Annotated in this window: 13 protein-coding genes and 1 tRNA gene; 8 read left to right on the forward strand and 6 right to left on the reverse strand. The window is 60.9% G+C overall.

The genetic code is table 11. The features are described from left to right. Window positions 1-69: 69 nt before the first annotated feature. The 5 genes from ftsZ (at window position 70) to ligA (ending at window position 8,058) form a co-directional block, all read left to right on the forward strand. Window positions 70-1,749 carry a cell division protein FtsZ gene (ftsZ, locus tag WDN02_RS11610; protein WP_337293644.1) on the forward strand — a complete coding sequence of 560 codons (1,680 nt, stop codon included), beginning with the start codon at window positions 70-72 and terminating at the stop codon, window positions 1,747-1,749. A gap of 373 nt (window positions 1,750-2,122) precedes the next feature. Next, a complete protein-coding gene (locus WDN02_RS11615; RefSeq protein WP_337293645.1) occupies window positions 2,123-3,031 on the forward strand; it encodes an outer membrane protein assembly factor BamD in 909 nt (302 codons plus the stop codon). 126 nt (window positions 3,032-3,157) lie between these two features. Beyond that, the gene (recN, locus tag WDN02_RS11620; RefSeq protein ID WP_337293646.1) at window positions 3,158-4,828 is read left to right on the forward strand and encodes a DNA repair protein RecN; all 1,671 of its coding nucleotides are present in this window, start codon (window positions 3,158-3,160) and stop codon (window positions 4,826-4,828) included. Between the two features lie 195 nt (window positions 4,829-5,023). Further along, a complete protein-coding gene (locus WDN02_RS11625) occupies window positions 5,024-5,857 on the forward strand; it encodes an outer membrane beta-barrel protein (protein WP_337294928.1) in 834 nt (277 codons plus the stop codon). Window positions 5,858-5,949: 92 nt separating this feature from the next. Beyond that, a complete protein-coding gene (ligA, locus tag WDN02_RS11630) occupies window positions 5,950-8,058 on the forward strand; it encodes an NAD-dependent DNA ligase LigA (RefSeq protein ID WP_337293647.1) in 2,109 nt (702 codons plus the stop codon). Between the two features lies 1 nt (window position 8,059). Here ligA and WDN02_RS11635 read toward each other — a convergent pair whose 3' ends face one another. From WDN02_RS11635 to WDN02_RS11655, 5 genes are all read right to left on the reverse strand, one after another. Continuing rightward, window positions 8,060-8,923, reverse strand: coding sequence for an SAM-dependent methyltransferase (locus tag WDN02_RS11635; RefSeq protein WP_337293648.1), 864 nt, complete (start codon window positions 8,921-8,923; stop codon window positions 8,060-8,062). Next, entirely contained in the window at window positions 8,910-10,772 is a 1,863-nt protein-coding gene (locus tag WDN02_RS11640) for an aminopeptidase P family protein (RefSeq protein WP_337293649.1), read from the reverse strand. The genes WDN02_RS11635 and WDN02_RS11640 overlap by 14 nt, the downstream gene beginning before the upstream one ends. Before the next feature lie 48 nt (window positions 10,773-10,820). Then, entirely contained in the window at window positions 10,821-11,276 is a 456-nt protein-coding gene (locus WDN02_RS11645; protein ID WP_337293650.1) for a DUF2948 family protein, read from the reverse strand. A 75-nt stretch (window positions 11,277-11,351) separates the two neighbouring features. Beyond that, window positions 11,352-12,647, reverse strand: coding sequence for a UDP-N-acetylglucosamine 1-carboxyvinyltransferase (murA, locus tag WDN02_RS11650; RefSeq protein ID WP_337293651.1), 1,296 nt, complete (start codon window positions 12,645-12,647; stop codon window positions 11,352-11,354). A 464-nt stretch (window positions 12,648-13,111) separates the two neighbouring features. Further along, the gene (locus tag WDN02_RS11655; RefSeq protein WP_337293652.1) at window positions 13,112-13,384 is read right to left on the reverse strand and encodes a hypothetical protein; all 273 of its coding nucleotides are present in this window, start codon (window positions 13,382-13,384) and stop codon (window positions 13,112-13,114) included. Between the two features lie 130 nt (window positions 13,385-13,514). Between WDN02_RS11655 and recJ the strand changes: the two genes are divergently transcribed. Continuing rightward, window positions 13,515-15,338 carry a single-stranded-DNA-specific exonuclease RecJ gene (gene recJ, locus WDN02_RS11660; RefSeq protein ID WP_337293653.1) on the forward strand — a complete coding sequence of 608 codons (1,824 nt, stop codon included), beginning with the start codon at window positions 13,515-13,517 and terminating at the stop codon, window positions 15,336-15,338. Between the two features lie 79 nt (window positions 15,339-15,417). Continuing rightward, a tRNA-Glu gene (locus tag WDN02_RS11665) sits at window positions 15,418-15,493 on the forward strand. Between the two features lie 172 nt (window positions 15,494-15,665). On the opposite strand, the gene WDN02_RS11670 is transcribed toward WDN02_RS11665, so the two are convergent. Then, window positions 15,666-16,729, reverse strand: a protein-coding gene (locus WDN02_RS11670) for an IS630 family transposase (protein ID WP_337292399.1) whose coding sequence is annotated in 2 segments (ribosomal slippage) — window positions 15,666-16,237 and window positions 16,237-16,729 — 1,065 coding nt in all. Because the reading frame shifts where the segments join, the coding sequence is not laid out codon by codon here. A 192-nt stretch (window positions 16,730-16,921) separates the two neighbouring features. On the opposite strand from WDN02_RS11670, the gene WDN02_RS11675 reads away from it, so the two are divergent. After that, the gene (locus WDN02_RS11675) at window positions 16,922-17,089 is read left to right on the forward strand and encodes a hypothetical protein (protein WP_337293654.1); all 168 of its coding nucleotides are present in this window, start codon (window positions 16,922-16,924) and stop codon (window positions 17,087-17,089) included. The last annotated feature ends 200 nt before the right edge of the window (window positions 17,090-17,289 follow it).

Genomic DNA, 17,289 nt, shown 5'->3' on the forward strand with positions numbered 1-17,289 from the left:
TTCGTTCTTCGGCGTAATGGGATAACAAGCGGGCGCTCTTAAAGCGCTCCAACGTCATGAGGCCAAAAAATGTCGATCGATCTTAAGGCTCCAGAGCTGAGAGAACTGAAGCCCCGCATCATGGTGTGCGGCATCGGCGGCGCCGGGGGCAATGCCGTCAATAACATGATCGTTTCGGGCCTCATTGGTGTCGACTTTATCGTCGCGAATACCGATGCCCAAGCTTTGATGTCATCTCGCGCCGAGCGCATCATACAGATGGGCATGCAGGTCACGGAAGGTCTGGGCGCTGGTTCCCAACCGGAAGTCGGCCGCGCCGCAGCTGAAGAAGTTATCGAAGAAATCCGAGATCATCTCGCAGGTGCACATATGTGCTTCGTCACTGCCGGCATGGGCGGCGGTACGGGCACGGGCGCTGCCCCGGTCATCGCGCGCGCCGCGCGTGAACTCGGCATCCTCACGGTCGGTGTCGTAACCAAGCCGTTCCAGTTCGAAGGCGTGCGGCGCATGCGCGTCGCCGATTCAGGCATCCTTGAATTGCAGAAGTCGGTCGATACGCTGATTGTCATCCCCAATCAGAACCTGTTCCGCATCGCCAACGAAAAGACCACATTCGCCGACGCCTTCGCGATGGCCGATCAGGTTCTTTATTCGGGCGTCGCTTGCATCACCGATCTGATGGTGAAAGAGGGCCTCATCAATCTCGATTTCGCCGACGTTCGCGCCGTGATGCGCGAAATGGGTAAGGCCATGATGGGCACCGGCGAGGCGACAGGCGAGAAGCGCGCGATCCTCGCGGCCGAGGCCGCTATCGCCAATCCGCTCCTCGACGAAGTGTCGATGAAGGGCGCGCGCGGCCTGTTGATCTCGATCACTGGCGGCAACGATCTCACGCTTTACGAAGTCGACGAGGCGGCGAGCCGCATCCGCCAGGAAGTCGACGAAGACGCCAACATCATTCTCGGTGCCACCTTCGACCAAAATCTCGACGGCATGGTCCGTGTTTCGGTCGTCGCAACGGGCATCGACAGCGAAGACATGCGGGCGTTCAACCCCATTGAAACGCGGATCGCCGAAGTGACGGAACGGCCGCGGATTCGCGCCGAAGTTCGCACGAGCGAAATTCTGGCGGAGCGCCGCGCGGCGGCAGAAGCGCCAGCGCCGCGTTACGAAGAGCCGGTGACTTACGCGGAGCCGGCACCCGCAGCGCAGGCCGTTCAGTCAACGACGACGCGCGGCGTGCATCTGCAGCCCGCGCGCGCCTCTGCGCCGCAATATGTCGAACCTGAGCCCGCGCAATTGCCCGAGCCCGAACCCTTCGATGCTGGCCCGTTTATTCCCCCGGCAGCGGAATCGCCGGTTGTCCGTGCCCAGCGCATGCCGCAGATCGAGGATCTGCCCATGCCGGCCCAAAAGCAGATTCGCGCCCAGCACGCCGAGCCAATCGATGCACCGCATCGCAAAACCCTGCTGGAACGCTTGGCAGCTTTCGGCGTCAGCCGGCACGATGAACCGCCGCGTCAGGTGAACGTTCCAGTGCGCGAGTCGGTGGCGCGGATCGCGGCGCCTACACCGCGCCACGCTCAGCCGGGTAACGTGCATGCCGAATATGGCAAGCGGCCCACACAGCCCGCGCCGCGGCAGGTCCAGTCTGCGATCGACGCCCATCAGGGCCGTGCGCCGGCGCCACGCTCGATCGAAGACGATCAATTGGAGATCCCGGCGTTCCTGCGCCGCCAATCGAACTGATCCACGGAAGCGTCTTTCTGTAATCTTTCTAGCCGGGCATCGCCCGGCTAGTTACGTTTATACGTGCACACTACAAGCGCCGATGTTCTTCTCTCGTTTCATCCGCCGCACCGCACGCATTTCGCGCGTGTGCTGACAGGGATAAATATAATCGGCGTGGCAGATCGGCCACGAAGTTCCCGTGTGCCATCGGCGGTGGACGTTAGAGCCGTGATTTCCCGCGGTGTCCCGGATACTGAGAGGGCTGAGTGGGTTGCATTTGCCACAGAAATGCCTCTTATCCAGCCGAGGAGTTAGCTGACGGCTGGGGTGAAGCGGATACTGTCGCACACCCGGCCCGGTCCTTCGTCGAGCCATGGTCGAGTTGTCCAACATGCCTGTAGCCTTGGTTCCGCAACGCCCCGTTCGCCGTCACGGCCTGCGCATTGGCCTGCAAGCCATCGGCATTTTGATGCTCACGTTGCCGATCGCGGCCTGCTCGAACTCGCTCGACTCGCTCGGTTCGTTCAACCCGATGAACATCTTCAGCGGCGAAAAATACGAGACCAAAGTCGTCCCTGATACTCCGGCTGAGACGCTCTATAATCAGGGCCTCGTCGACATCAATTCGCACGATTACGACAAGGCGACGAAGAAATATTCGGCGCTCGAGAAGCAATACGGGTTCTCGCAATGGGAACGTAAAGCGCTGCTTATGGAGACGTTCACGCAATACCAGAACGGCAATTACGACGATGCGATCGGTACCGCGCAACGTTACATCGGCCGTTATGTGTCGGCTCCCGATCTCGACTATGTCTATTATCTCGAGGCCATGTCCTATTATAATCAGATTCCGGACGTGAGCCGCGATCAGGACCGGGCGAAGAAGGCCGCGATCGTCTTCCAGCAGCTCATCGATAAATTTCCGAAATCGCAATACGCGGACGATGCGCGCTATAAGCTGCAGGTGTCGCGCGATCAGCTCGCCGGCCAGGATATGATGGTCGGGCGCTACTATCTGCAACAGCACGACTACACCGGCGCGATCAATCGCTTCCGCGATGTTCTGGCAAATTATCAGAATACGCGCCACACCCAGGAAGCATTGCTGCGGCTGGAGGAAGCCTATCTGGCCCTCGGCATCGTCAACGAGGCGCAGACCGCGGCCGCCGTTCTCGGGCATAATTTTCCGGACTCACCTTGGTACAAGGATGCCTATGCGAGGTTGCAGCAGGGTGGTTTGCAGCCGCACGAAGATACGGGCTCCTGGATTTCCAAGGTCTTCCACAGCGTCGGCTAATATTGAACGGGAGCGCCAGCGTGGCCCTTGCTCGAAGGGTCATGTTCATGCTTTATTCTCGCACGATTCTGGTCTAGCTGCTCTGCTTTCGCTTCCGCGGTGTCCGCTGTCCGCGTAGGGTGCCTTATGCTCGCTCAGCTCGCTATCCGCGACATCGTGCTGATCGAAAAGCTCGATCTTGAGTTCGATCGCGGCCTGACGGTGCTCACCGGCGAGACCGGCGCCGGCAAATCCATCCTGCTCGATGCTTTTTCCCTCGCGCTCGGCGCGCGGGGCGACGGCACGCTTGTCCGTCAGGGGGCAGGCCAGGGTCAGGTGACGGCCGTGTTCGATCTGCCCCTGAGCCATCCCGCGCTCATAGCCGCGCAGACGCAAGATATCGATGTCGATGGAGCGCTGATCCTGCGCCGTGTCCAGATGGGAGACGGGCGCACCCGCGCCTTCGTCAATGATCAGCCGGTCAGCGCCCAGGCCCTGCGCGCGATCGCGCGCGAGCTTGTCGAGATCCATGGCCAGCATGACGACCGCGCCCTCGTCAACGCCGACGCGCACCGCCAATTGCTTGATGCGTTCGGCGGCCTTGCTGGCGAGCGCGAAGCCGTTCGTGCCAGCTATAAAGCCCTCCGCGCAGCGGAAGCCGTCTATGCGGCGGAAGAATCGCGCGTCGAACAGGCGCGGCGCGAGGCTGATTATCTGACCCATGCGCATGCCGAATTGACCAAGCTTGCCGCCGCACCCGGCGAAGAGGCGGCGCTTGCCGAGCGTCGGCAGGCCTTGATGCAGGCCGAGAAGGTCAGCGGTGAATTGCGCGACGCCGCTGAGGCGATCGGCGGAGATGGCGCACCGATGAGCGCGATCGCCTCAGCCCTGCGGCGGCTAGAACGGCGGCGGTCTCAGGCGCCTGATCTGTTGGCGCCGGCCGTCGATGCTCTCGATGCGGCGCTGTCCGCCTTCGATGCCGCACGCCAGGCGCTCGACGAAGCGTTGCGCATCGCCGGCGACAATCCGGGCGAATTGGAGCAGGTCGAGGAGAGGCTGTTTGCGCTGCGCGCTGCGAGCCGCAAATTCGGCGTTGTCGTCGAAGCGTTGCCGGCGTTGAAGGACAAAATCGGCGACGATCTCTCGCGGCTCGAAGCTGGCGAATCCCGGCTGGTCCGGCTTCGCGACGCGGTCACAAGCGCGGCGGCGGCATATGACGGCGCGGCAGAGGTTTTGTCTGCGGCACGCCGGCTCGCCGCTGGCGAGATCGAACGTGCCGTCAATATCGAGTTGCCGCCGTTAAAATTGGAGACCGCCGAATTCATCGTGAAATTGCAGACCGATGCTGCCGCCGGAACTTCTGAGGGCATCGATCAAGTCGAATTCTGGGTGAAGACCAATCCCGGCACGCGTCCCGGGCCGCTGATGAAGGTCGCATCGGGCGGCGAATTGGCGCGCTTCATGTTGGCGCTCAAAGTCGTCCTGGCAGATCGTGGCTCGGCGCCCACGCTCGTCTTCGATGAGATTGATACCGGCGCGGGCGGCGCCGTCGCCGATGCGATCGGCCAAAGGCTTGCCCGACTCGCGGGCGGCATTCAGGTCCTCGCCGTGACCCATGCCCCGCAGGTGGCGGCGCAGGCCGGCGAGCATTTTCGAATCACCAAGGATGCTATGGGCGAGGGCGAGCGCGTCGCGACCCGTGTTTTGACTCTCACGAAAGCCGCTCGTCGTGAAGAAATTGCGCGGATGCTCGCAGGCGCAACAATTACTGCCGAAGCGCGGGCGGCCGCCAGTCGGCTGATGAACAGCCGCGGCTAAATCGAAAATCCAGCGATTTTCCCAAAGCTTATCGACCGTGGAGCTCTTCGACTGTCGCCCCGCGCGTGATGCCGGCGTCAAAGATAAGTGCTGCGCGAATGCCACTCGTCGGCGAATTTCAACGCCCGGGTACGCTTAGGCTTGCAGCGCCCTGACGGTCCGGCATTGTGGTCTTCGAATTTGAGCACGTGATTGATGATTTTTGCAAACATCTCTCAACCGAGAATTCGCGGCGCCGTCACTGCCTTTTTTCTACTTGGCGCGCTTGCTTCGTGTGGGGCGGTATTCGCCGCCGATCTGCCGACCGAAAAAGCGCCGGTCTTCGCACCGCCGCCACCAGTGTTCAGCTGGACGGGCCTTTATGCGGGTGTGAACGGCGGTGTCGCCCTCGATCATTACGCCTTTGTCTATCAATACTTTCCCCCAGGTATACCGGGTGGTGGGGGCACCAGCGGCATCACCTCGACTGGCCCCGTTATTGGCGGCCAGGTCGGCTATAATTATGAGCTTTCAGATCAATCGATTTCGGGTCTGCCGTTCCTGAATCATGCCCTGATCGGCATCGAAGCCGATTCAGATTGGGGCGACGTGAAGGGATGGATAAATATTTCGGCGTCCGGCCGCACGCTCCGCATCGGAACAGACTTCGAGAATTTTGGGACACTACGTTTGCGGCTGGGATATGCTTTTGACCGATTGCTCGTGTATCTGACCGGCGGTCTCAGCTACGCGACCGTTGATAATTATTACAACGTTGCTGGCGTCTCCATTTCCCGGACGCAGACACACGCCGGTGTATTTCCAAATTTTGGTGTTGTCGGCATCGGCGCTGAATATGCGATCACCGACCATTTTTCGGTGAAAGCGGAGTATCTGTACGATTTCAACGGCGCACGCTGGGATCAGCTTAATAGTCCCGCCACGGGTATCGTCGGCTTCGGCACGCGCGCGATGTATCACATCGCGCGTCTCGGCTTGAATTATAAATTTGAGTCCTTTGGTGGCGCCCCAATTGAATCAAAATATTGAGTGAGGCGGACACGACCAAGCTTATGGTCGAATTCGCCGCACCAGCGTGAAATCGATTTCCTCTTTCGGTCGCGATGCGCTAGATTTTCGGCGTGACAAAGCCAAAGACTCTCCTCGCTGCTGACAGCGCCGACGCCCACACGGAATATGTTCGCCTCGGTGCCGAAATCGCGCATCATGATGCGCTTTATTACCGCGAGGATGCGCCCGAAATTTCTGACGCGGACTATGACGCGTTGCGCCGACGCTATGAGGCGCTGGAAAAGGCTCATCCCGAATTCGTCACCGACAAATCGCTGAGCCAACGCGTTGGCGCGGCGCCGTCAGAAAAATTCGTCAAAGTCCGCCACAAAGTGCCGGTGCTCTCGCTCGGAAATGTTTTCGCCGATTCCGATGTCGAAGAATTCGTCGCACGCGTCCGGCGTTTCCTTGGACTTGCCGCTGACTCGCCGCTGGCGATGACGGCTGAGCCCAAGATTGACGGCCTTTCCTGTTCGCTGCGCTATGAGCGCGGCCGGCTTGTCCTCGCGGCAACACGCGGCGATGGCTATGAGGGCGAGGACGTCACGGCAAACGTCAAAACTATCCACGAGATACCGCATATCTTGAAGCACGATCCGCCGGACGTGCTTGAGGTGCGCGGCGAAATCTATATGACGCGCGTTGATTTCACCGCGCTTAACGCGCGCCAGGCGGAGGCCGGCAAGGCGCTCTTCGCCAATCCGCGCAATTCCGCAGCGGGCTCGTTGCGGCAGCTTGATCCCGCGATCACCGCATCGCGGCCGTTGCACTTCTTTGCTTATGCCTGGGGTGAGGTGAGCAAGATGCCGTCAACGACCCAGATGGGGATGATCGGGAAATTCGAGCGATATGGGTTCACGGTCAATCCACTCACAATGCTTTGCCATTCAGCAGCAGACTTGTTGCGCCATTATCATGACATCGAAAGCGGCCGGGCTTCGCTTGGCTACGACATCGACGGTGTCGTCTATAAGGTCGATGATCTTGCCTTGCAGGAACGGCTGGGCTTCGTCTCGCGCGCGCCGCGTTGGGCTGTTGCGCATAAATTTCCGGCGGAGCAGGCGACAACTATCCTACGCGATATCGAAATTCAGGTCGGCCGCACTGGCGCCATGACGCCCGTTGCGCGGCTCGATCCGGTCAACGTCGGTGGCGTCATCGTCGCCAATGCGACATTGCATAATGAAGATGAGATCGCGCGCAAAGACATTCGCATCGGCGATACCGTACGGTTGCAGCGCGCTGGGGATGTCATCCCCCAAATCATCGGCGTTGTTCTGGAAAAGCGGCCGAAAGGTTCAGAGCCATATAAGTTTCCGCACAAATGTCCTGTGTGCGACTCGGCCGCCGTTCGCGAAATCGATCCGAAAACCGGTCGCGCGGATGTCGTACGCCGCTGCACCGGAGGTCTGATTTGCGCGGCGCAAGTGAAGGAACGCCTCAAGCATTTCGTCTCGCGTTTGGCCTTTGACATTGAAGGACTGGGCGAAAAGCAGATCGATCAATTCTATGCCGACGGGCTGATTACAAAGCCCGATGATATTTTTACACTCGCCGCACGTGACGCGAAAAGCTTGACGAAACTCGCCAATCGCGAGGGTTATGGTCAGACCTCGGTGCGTAAGCTTTTCGCTGCGATCGAGGCGCGGCGCGAGATTGCGCTGAACCGTTTCATTTTCGCCCTTGGCATTCGCCATGTCGGCGAAACCAACGCGCGTCGCCTCGCGCGCCATTTCGGAACGTTCGAGGCGTTACGTCAGACGGCGCGCATCGCGAGCGAGGGCTCTGAGGCGCGCGCGGAGATCGACAATATCGAGGGGCTTGGCGCCATCGTTGCGGAAGCCGTCGCGGATTTCTTCGGCGAGAAGCATAACGAAGCCGAGCTTGATGCACTGCTCCACTATGTCACGGTGACGCCGATGGAAGCGGTCGTCTCGTCGAGCCCCGTTGCCGGCAAGACGATCGTGTTCACCGGATCGCTTGAACGCATGACGCGCGATGAGGCCAAGGCGCAGGCAGAACGTCTCGGCGGCAAGGTCGCGGCGTCCGTCTCGAGGAATACCGATCTCGTCGTGGCGGGGCCGGGCGCCGGCTCAAAGCTCGCCAAGGCAAAAGAATTCGGTGTCGAGACGATCGATGAAGATGCGTGGCTGAAGCTCGTCGCCGACGCGCGCGATTGAACTATCGATCCTCGGGAACGAGCAGCGCGAAACCTGCGAATTTGCCGAAATTCTCTCGCTGTTGGCGTGTTGCGAAAAGCCAGCGCACGCCCATCACAAGCCGATAGGGCAATGGCAGTTTGATCGGCCGATTGAGCTTGATCGATTCTTCGAAATAATAGCGCATCGTTTTGCTTTGCCAGCCGCGTCGCACGAAAAATTCGAACCAATCGCCCGGTGCGAATTTGAACGCAGCGTTGCGCAAGTGCCGTCGCGACAGCCGCCGCCGGAATCTTTGAACCTCCGCTGCCATATAATCGGCGATCCAGAAGCGGATATTTTCCTGTCTGCGCAAATCGTCAGCGAGCGCGCTGACCTCGTCATTGCTGAGATATGGCAGCACGCCTTCCGTCAGCACGAGAATGTTTTTGCCGCGTGCGTTCATCTCAGCAAGGAACTTCTGTCGCGCCGCTGTATCTGCGAGATCGAGTTTGACCCGTTCGAGCTGGCAGCGTGGCGCCTCGCCAGCAAGCTGCTCATCTTTGTAGGCGATCATCGCCGGATAATCGACTTCGACCCATGTGACCTTGTCGATGAAATCCAACCGATAGGGCCGGGTGTCGAGGCCGGCGCCGAGATTGAGTACAAGGTCGACACCTTGCTCGATGGCGAAACGCAGAAAGTCATCGATGATGCAAGTGCGCAGCGAAATGATCCAGCCCGTCATTACCCGACCGGGAATGGCGCGGGCGATCTCTTCGCCATGTGTGCCCGCGAGGCGCCCGGCGAGCGGATCATGGAAGAGCGCATCAGGCCGCGCGCTTTCCTTCGCGCGATAATGCGCGACCCAGAAAGCCGTATCCGAGACATTTTCAATGCCGGCCATGCTTGCCCTTGCGGCGCTTTGCCGGCTTTGCGTTGTTGATCGGCTGCGTTGCTTGCTTGAGCCATTCGCGTTCGCCGGGGTCGAGATGCGACGAAATGAGTTTGCGGACTTTTGCGTGATAAGCGTCAAGCCACGCGATTTCGTTCCGATCCAATAATTTTGGTTCGACGAGCGTGAGATCGATTGGCGCGTAGGTGATCGTCTCAAATCCGAGCATGTCGCGCTCGGCGCCCTTGATCTTGATGGGCGTGACGACGACGAGATTTTCAATCCGAATGCCGAAGTGTCCGGCTTTGTAATAGCCGGGCTCGTTCGACAGGATCATGCCGGGCTCCAGCGCGACATTGCTGAGTTTCGAGATGCGCTGCGGTCCTTCATGGACCGATAGATAGGAGCCGACGCCATGGCCCGTACCGTGATCGAAATCGAGACCGGCTTGCCACAATGGCAGGCGGGCAAAAGCATCGATTTGTGCGCCCGATGTGCCCTGCGGAAACAATGCGCGTGCGATGGCGATGTGTCCCTTGAGCACACGCGTGAAACGGTCGCGCATTTCCTGCGTCGGCGCGCCGACGGCCAGCGTACGGGTAATGTCGGTCGTGCCGTCTTCGTATTGCGCGCCGGAATCGACGAGGAAAATGCCACGCTTGATCTTGCGGTTCGTCGCTTCCGTCACGCGATAATGCGGGATCGCCGAATTCGGGCCGGCGGCCGAAATGGTCGGGAAGGAAACATCCTTCAATAAGCCGGTCTCGCGGCGAAAGGTTTCGAGCGCTTGCGCCGCCGCGATCTCGGTCAATCCGCCCTGTGCAGCTTCTTCGGAAAACCAGCGAAGGAAGCGAACGATCGCAATGCCGTCGCGCAGATGCGCGGCACGTGTGCCCTCAAGCTCGGCGGGATTCTTGCGCGCCTTCATCAGCGCAATCGGGTCCGCGCCGACGTCCGCGGTGCCGCCGGCCTCTTTGAGAAGCCGCGTCAGTTTCGCGGGAACCGTCGCGGCATCGAAGAGAACGCGTTTCGTTTCGATGCCAAGGCGCGTCAAATCGTCTTCGAGCGCTGCCGGGTCCGCAATATCAGTGTGCTCTTCGAGATAGGCGCGCACATTAGAATTCAGCTTCGCGGCTTCGATATAGAGGCGCGGTGAGCCGTCGCGCGTGATGAGCACGAAAGCCAGCGGTAGGGGCGTGTGATCCACATCCTGTCCGCGGATGTTGAACACCCACGCCACTGCATGCGGATCGCTGATCAGCAACGCGTCGGCTTTGCCGAGCGCGGTGGTCACGCGTGCAAGTTTTTTCTTGGCCGACTCGCCCGCAAGCTTTGGCGGATGGCGTTTGACGGCACCGTGCGGCGGCTGTGGCCTCTCCGCCCAGATCGTATCGATCGGATTTTTTTCGACAGCAACGAGTTCCGCCCCGGCTGCCTTGACGGCTTTCTCGTAGCGTTCGATCTGTCCCGGCGTATGAAGCCAAGGGTCGTAACCAAGCTTCGCACCCGCGCGCAGATTGCCTTCGAGCCATTTTTCCGGGTTTGTCGCGGCGAGAGCAACAGGTTCAACAACCTTCAGATCGACCTGTTCGCGCACCTGGATTGTATAGCGGCCATCGACAAAGAGAACCGCGCAATCCTGAAGCGCGATCGCGAGACCGGCCGAACCGGTAAAGCCGGTGAGCCAGGCTAACCGTTCTTCTGAGGGCGGAACATATTCGTTCTGATGCCGGTCGGCGCGCGGCACGATGAAGCCGTCGATCCCGTGCTTCTTTAGTTCGGCTCGCAAGGCCGCGAGCCGCGCCGCGGATTGCGACGCATCGGCGCTGTCGGTGAAGGATTGATAGAGGCTCTCAAACACGTGGGTCAGCTTAGCCGAATTGCGCAGATATTTCGATTGCGGCGGAAACTAACTCGCCTGTTTCTGCGAAACTTCCTCGAGATCGTGGTTCGGGCATGCTGTGCAGGTCCAACGGCGTCCAAGGTCTTGCACCTGGGCTTCGAGACATTCGACATCGAGTTTGATGGCGGCACCGCCGGAAAACGTCAGGACGACTTGCCCCGCAGGGCTATCGGTCTCCGCGAACGCGACGCTCAGAAGCATCAAGCGCTGCGCCGGGTCCTGCTGGGAGAAGCCGCTGCGCGAAACCTTCAAAACCCGCTCAAAGTGGAAGCCGGTCTCGCAGCGCTCCTTCTTGCCTTCGGCCTCGGCAACCCAGTCGAAGCGGGCGGCAACCGCCGCAAAGCGCTTGGAGCGCGGCAGATAAGCCATGTCGCCTACGGTGACGAGCGAGTCCTGCAGATGCGCGGACATGATCGCGAGATCTTCGGTATCGAGAGCGATCAGACGCAGCGGGGCCGTCATGGCGCAGGTTCCTCCTTCATAGGCGATAACAAGCATGTGAGGAGGCGGTACGGAAAGATCAAGGCGCAGACTTATTTAGTTCGAGCCCGAGATCCGTTCGACCACTGCGCCGCACCGGCCGAGTTTCTGCTCCAGTCGCTCGAAACCCCGATCAAGGTGATAGACGCGGTTCACAACCGTCTCACCTTTCGCCGCCAACGCCGCGATGACGAGCGAGACGGAGGCGCGCAAATCGGTCGCCATCACCGGCGCGCCCTGCAGTTCCTTGACACCTTTGACATAGGCGACGTCGCCGTCGAGGCGAATTTGCGCGCCGAGCCGGGCAAGCTCCTGCACATGCATGAAACGATTTTCGAAGATCGTCTCGGTGATGCGCGAATTGCCCTTGGCCTTGGTCATCAGCGCCATGAACTGCGCTTGCAGATCGGTAGGGAAGCCGGGGAAGGGCGCCGTCTCGACATCGACGGGCGAAATGCCGGCCCCGTTGCGGCGCACGCGAATGCCTTCGTTGTTGATCGTGATCGCGGCGCCAGCCTGACCGAGAACTTCCAGCGCCGAGCCGAGATGATCGGGCGACGCGCGCTCCAGGAGCACATCGCCGCCGGCCATCGCCACCGCCATCGCATAGGTGCCGGCCTCGATGCGATCCGGCACAACGGAATGCGTCGCGCCCGACAACGAGCCGACGCCCTCGACCTCTAGTGTCGATTGGCCAACGCCTTTGATCTTGGCGCCCATTTTGATGAGGCAGTCAGCGACGTCGGTGACTTCCGGCTCGCAGGCGGCATTGGTGATCAACGTATGGCCCTTGGCCAGTGACGCGGCCATGAGGGCGGTATGCGTGCCGCCGACGGTCACCTTCGGGAAATGGATTTCCGCCCCAACCAGTCCATTCCTTGCTGTGGCGCGGACATAGCCGGATTCAATCTCGATCTCAGCGCCGAGCCTTTCGAGCACCATGAGCAGAAGATCGACCGGCCGCGTGCCGATGGCGCAGCCGCCCGGCAGCGATACGCGGGCTTCGCCCATCCGGGCGACGAGGGGCGCGATGACCCAGAAGCTCGCGCGCATCTTGGCGACGAGATCATATGGCGCCGTCGTGTCGACAATGTCGCGCGCGGTGAGGTGCAGAGTGCGGCTGGCATGCGGATCATCGCCGGGGCGGCGGCCATCGACGCTGTAATCGACGCCGTGATGGCTTAGGATTTGGAGGAGCATGCCGACATCGGCGACGCGCGGAATGTTTTCGAGCGTCAGCGTGTCCCGCGTCAGCATTGACGCGATCATCAGGGGCAGGGCTGCATTCTTGGCACCGGAGATGGCGATCGTCCCCTCAAGCGCGTGTCCGCCTACAATCCGGATGCGATCCATCTGTCCCCCTAAATCGAACTAAGCCGGCGAGTCCGGCTCCGAGGCTGTCTTTGCCCCGCTCTTTGTGCGTGCGCGGTTTTGGACCTTTCGGCGGCGCAAGTTTTCGCGCAACGCCTCCGCAAGGCGCGCCCGCTCCGAAGCTTTTTCAGGGCGCGGCGTCTTCTCTTTGTCGTCGGCGTCGCTCACCATGTTGTCCCAGCGATGCCAAATCATCTTCAAATACGAAGTCTATCAACGTAAGGGGCGGCCCCGGACGAAACTATGGCCGCCCGGACATCCACGTAAATTGGTGCGGGCCTGTGGCCCCGGCGCAACGCCAAGCCCGATCTCACGAGCTTGAAATGGTTCGATTTTTCTCGCCGCCGCGACTTTCGAGAAACAATTTTTCCGCAGCGAGTCTACGCTAAACATTTGTTTTTATTCCACAATCTCTCCCCGAAATTCGCCAATCCTTCATGCGAATGTCACCGCTTTGGCATCTTGGCCCGGCAGGGTTTGTTCGCGGCTCCAGCCGCCTTTCTGGGGAGAAAAAAATGAGCACCTTGAACAAAGCCGAGCATCATCAAGCCGCCGCCGACCATCACGAAAAGGCCGCCGAGCATCATCGCGAAGCCGCCAAGCACCACGAAGAGGGTGAGCATCACCTTTCGGGCCATCACGCGCACGTTGCGCATGGTCATGGCCTCCAGGCCGATCATCATGCCGGCGAAGCCGCCAAGCATCATGTCGAGGCGCATTCGCACGCCTGATATTGATCTGCCAAGGTGTCGTCACACTGGCGGCGCCTTGGCTTCCCGGCGCTATGTTGATCTGTTGAAGGACGCACCAAGGCGCTGATCTGCGCGCGCGCCTCTGTTAGATTGAGGCGTGAGCCAACCTCTCCCTTTTGCACCGAATCGGCCCCTGTTGGGCGTCGCGCGTTCGGCCCTTGGCCGGCCGTGGCGTGCGCGGCTCGACGCAGCCGGGCAGGCGCAGGCGTTGGCCATGATACAGCATCATGGCCTCTCCGACCTTCTGGCGCGGGTGCTCGCGGGGCGGGGGATCGCCGTTGATGAGACTTTGGCCTATCTCGACCCGACTTTGCGCCAACTCTTGCCTGATCCTTCCAGTCTTGCCGATATGGATGCGGCGGCGGCGCGGCTCGGCGCGGCGATCAGGGCCGGTGAGACGATCGCCATCTTCGGCGATTATGACGTCGATGGCGCCGCGTCTGCGGCCCTCCTCGACGATTTCCTGTCCGCGACCGGTACGCCGCATCTGATCCACATTCCAGACCGGATTTTCGAGGGCTACGGCCCCAATGTCCAGGCCATCACCGCCTTGGCCGGGGCGGGGGCTACGCTTCTCGTCTGCGTCGATTGCGGCACGACGAGCCATGCACCGCTTGCCGAAGCGCGGCGTCTGGGTCTCGACGTCGTCGTTCTCGATCATCATCAGGCGCCCGAACATTTGCCGGATGCCCTCGTCGTCAATCCGAATCGGCAGGACGATCTTTCCGGCCTTGGCCAGCTTTGCGCGGCGGGTGTCGTCTTTCTCGCCCTGATCGCCGTCAATCGCGTTTTGCGGCAGGCGGATTTCTGGAGTGCGGCACGTCCCGCGCCGGATCTGCTGACGGGTCTCGATCTTGTCGCCCTCGCGACAGTCGCCGATGTCGCGCCTTTGACCGGCCTGAACCGCGCTTTCGTGACGAAGGGGCTCGCCCTAATGCGCGGGCGCGAACGGCTGGGGCTTGCGGCGCTATTCGATGTTGCCGGCGCAGGCGGCCCGCCCTCGGCGCATCATCTCGGCTTCCTCATTGGGCCGCGCATCAACGCGGGCGGCCGGATTGGCGACGCTGCACTTGGCGCGAAATTGCTTGCAAGCCGCGATTCCATCGCCGCGCGAGACATCGCCGAGACATTGAACCGCCTGAACCGCGAGCGGCAGACCGTGCAGACGGCGACGCTGGAAATCGCGACCGCGGAGGCTCTCGCGGCGGCAGAACGCACCGAAGCGAGCGCGGCCGTCCTCGTGGCCGGCGATGGCTGGCATCCGGGCGTCGTCGGTCTCGTCGCGGCGCGGCTTAGGGAGCGATTCTCCCGCCCAGCCTTCGCTATCACCTTCGAGGGCGAGACAGGCACCGGCTCCGGCCGCTCGATCCCCGGAGTCGATCTTGGCAAAATCGTTCGCGCCGCGGTCGAAGCTGGGCTCCTCGTCAAAGGCGGCGGCCATGCCATGGCCGCGGGAATCACGCTGACGCGCGGACAACTCGCCGCTTTCACGGCTTTTCTGGAATCCGAGCTTGAAAGAAAGGTCGCGGCCGCGCTCGCCGCCGAGGCCTTGTTGGTCGATGGCTCGCTGAGCGCCGCGGGCGCCAGCCTCGAACTTCATCTCGTGCTCGAAAAAGCCGGCCCATTTGGCGCCGGCAATCCAGAACCCGTCTTCGTCTTTCCAGCGCACCGGTTGACCGATGTGACGCCGGTCGGAGAGGGGCATCTGCGCTGGCGGGCTAGGTCGGCCGACGGCGCGGAGATCGGCGGCATTCTTTTCCGCGCGGCGCAGGAGCCGCTTGGCCTGGCGCTCGTTGCCGCGCGCGGGCAGCCGCTGCATCTCGCGGGAAGCCTCGTTTGCAACCGCTGGAACGGCCGCGAGCGGATGGAAGTTCGGCTGCTCGACATCGCTCCGGTCGAACCGGGCGACCGAAGTGCATAAAATTGCCAGGCGCCGTCTCTCGGCTTGCCAGCGCGGGCGACGCTCTCTATACCTCGCCCGTCCGTGCTTCGGCCCGCACGCGCCCATCGTCTAGCGGTCTAGGACGTTGCCCTTTCACGGCAAAAACAGGGGTTCGATTCCCCTTGGGCGCGCCAATAAAATCAAGAACTTAGTTGACTTTGCGCCGTGGCCTGTCCAATACCTGGGCAACACAATGGTCCGGAGCGTCGTGGACCACAATAGATTTATGCGCATCGCCCATAGCCATTTCTGGAGCTTCCGAAGTCCCCTTAGCGATCCTGGTTCCTCCGCCTATTACCAACGGCCCTAGGTTTTGACCGTTGCCCATGACCGGGTGGTTATCGAGGCCACCCGTTCGTGATCGTTGGCAAAGAAGTTCCAGGCGTCGCAGCACGTAGATACGCTCTCGTCGTAGGTTTCGTACACCGTATTCGAAAGCTTGTTGCCGCGCAGATATTCCCAGACATTTTCAATCGGGTTCAATTCGGGCGAATAGGCTGGAAGCTTCATCAGCGTCATATTTGCCGGAACATTCAAATCTTTTGCGATGTGAAATCCGGCCCCGTCGAGAACCAGGACCGCGTGGGCGTCGTCCGCAACTTTGCGACCAATAAGATCGAGGTGGACCGAGACAGACCGAGCGTTGAGAAAGGGCAGCACCACGCCCACCGCCTCTCGCTTCGCCGGACACGCCGCACCCAGGATATAGGCCCAGATCCTGCGCTGATCGCGTGGTGCAGGCGGACGGCTGCCGCGCTTTGCCCAGACCCGCGTCAGTGTGCCTTGTTGTCCGACCCGCGCTTCGTCCTGCATCCAGATCTCGATCGGCTTACCGCGCGCGTGTTCGGGTAAAGCCGCGGCTACATTGGCTGCGAACTCTTTTTAAAAACCTCCTGCGCGGCCGGGTCCGCCTTGGGGTTGAATGGACGTACCGAAAGCCGGCGATAGCCAAGTGCGTCGAGAAGCTTTCCAACCGTGCGTTCGTGCAAGACGAGCCCGAAATCCTGCTTAAGCCGATCCCGCAAATCAGCGCGCCGCCACCGCACGACTTTGTCTTTGCCGGCCTGCGGACCCGCCTCCACCAACGCGATCAAGCCTTGCTTCTGCTCAGCCGTCAGCCTCGATGAGCGGCCCGGCGGGATCTTGTTTTCCAGGCCGGCAAGTCCGTCCGAATTATACCGATGAACCCAATCGCGCAGCGTCTGCCGATCCATCCCACAATTGCGCGCTGCTGTCGTTCGATCCGCCCCTTCCATCACCAGCGCCAGCGCCAGCATCCGCCGTGCGGCCGCCGCGTTCTTCGATCGCGCTGACGCCTGCCGCAGCTCAGACGCTGACAAATCCAGACGAGTCACTGCAATCCCAGCCATCACACGCCTCCAATTCCACCGTCGCCGATCGAATCAGAATTTCGCACCCTTGGGAATCCCCACCCGAGTCATCCCCTCGGGCCGCTGGTATAATACAGCCCGCCTTCGCTTCGTGACGACCCAATGAAGTTTGATGTCCGACTTTATCTGGTTTCGAGAAACCGAGGGGGATGTGAGCCAGCCGAGGCTGTCATGGCCGACGGCACGATCATTGGCACATATTCGCCTGGAGGGGGCCTCAGTCAGCCGAATGACTTCGACAAAACATCGACGTCGCAGATATTCGTCGATTTGCCGATGACACCGAAAGTGTATGGGCATTGGCGGGACAGTTTGCAATACCGCGTCGATCAACGGTGAGCATACGATAAGCAGGCGATCCTGGGCTTTATGTTTTTCGACGGCAAATTGCATGATGCACATAAAGTTATCTGCTCTGCGCTGCGGATCGATATGCTAGGCTACGGACACGGAAAATGGCGGAAGCGACCGTTCGAGCTGAAATACCATTCAATCGATCCGGCGACGTGATGCCGCCTTGCCGGGCGCAAGGTTGCCTG

Origin of the sequence: Methylovirgula sp., assembly GCF_037200945.1 — a bacterium.
Classification (GTDB): Bacteria; Pseudomonadota; Alphaproteobacteria; order Rhizobiales; family Beijerinckiaceae; genus Methylovirgula.

Excerpts from the sequence above, each read along its gene's own strand:
- ftsZ (WP_337293644.1), top strand. The coding sequence starts at position 70 with ATGTCGATCGATCTTAAGGCTCCAGAGCTGAGAGAACTGAAGCCCCGC.
- WDN02_RS11615 (WP_337293645.1), top strand. The coding sequence starts at position 2,123 with ATGCCTGTAGCCTTGGTTCCGCAACGCCCCGTTCGCCGTCACGGCCTG.
- recN (WP_337293646.1), top strand. The coding sequence starts at position 3,158 with ATGCTCGCTCAGCTCGCTATCCGCGACATCGTGCTGATCGAAAAGCTC.
- WDN02_RS11625 (WP_337294928.1), top strand. The coding sequence starts at position 5,024 with ATGATTTTTGCAAACATCTCTCAACCGAGAATTCGCGGCGCCGTCACT.
- WDN02_RS11635 (WP_337293648.1), bottom strand. The coding sequence starts at position 8,923 with ATGGCCGGCATTGAAAATGTCTCGGATACGGCTTTCTGGGTCGCGCAT.
- WDN02_RS11645 (WP_337293650.1), bottom strand. The coding sequence starts at position 11,276 with ATGACGGCCCCGCTGCGTCTGATCGCTCTCGATACCGAAGATCTCGCG.
- murA (WP_337293651.1), bottom strand. The coding sequence starts at position 12,647 with ATGGATCGCATCCGGATTGTAGGCGGACACGCGCTTGAGGGGACGATC.
- WDN02_RS11655 (WP_337293652.1), bottom strand. The coding sequence starts at position 13,384 with ATGCGCCTCGACATGATGCTTGGCGGCTTCGCCGGCATGATGATCGGC.
- WDN02_RS11675 (WP_337293654.1), top strand. The coding sequence starts at position 16,922 with ATGGCCGACGGCACGATCATTGGCACATATTCGCCTGGAGGGGGCCTC.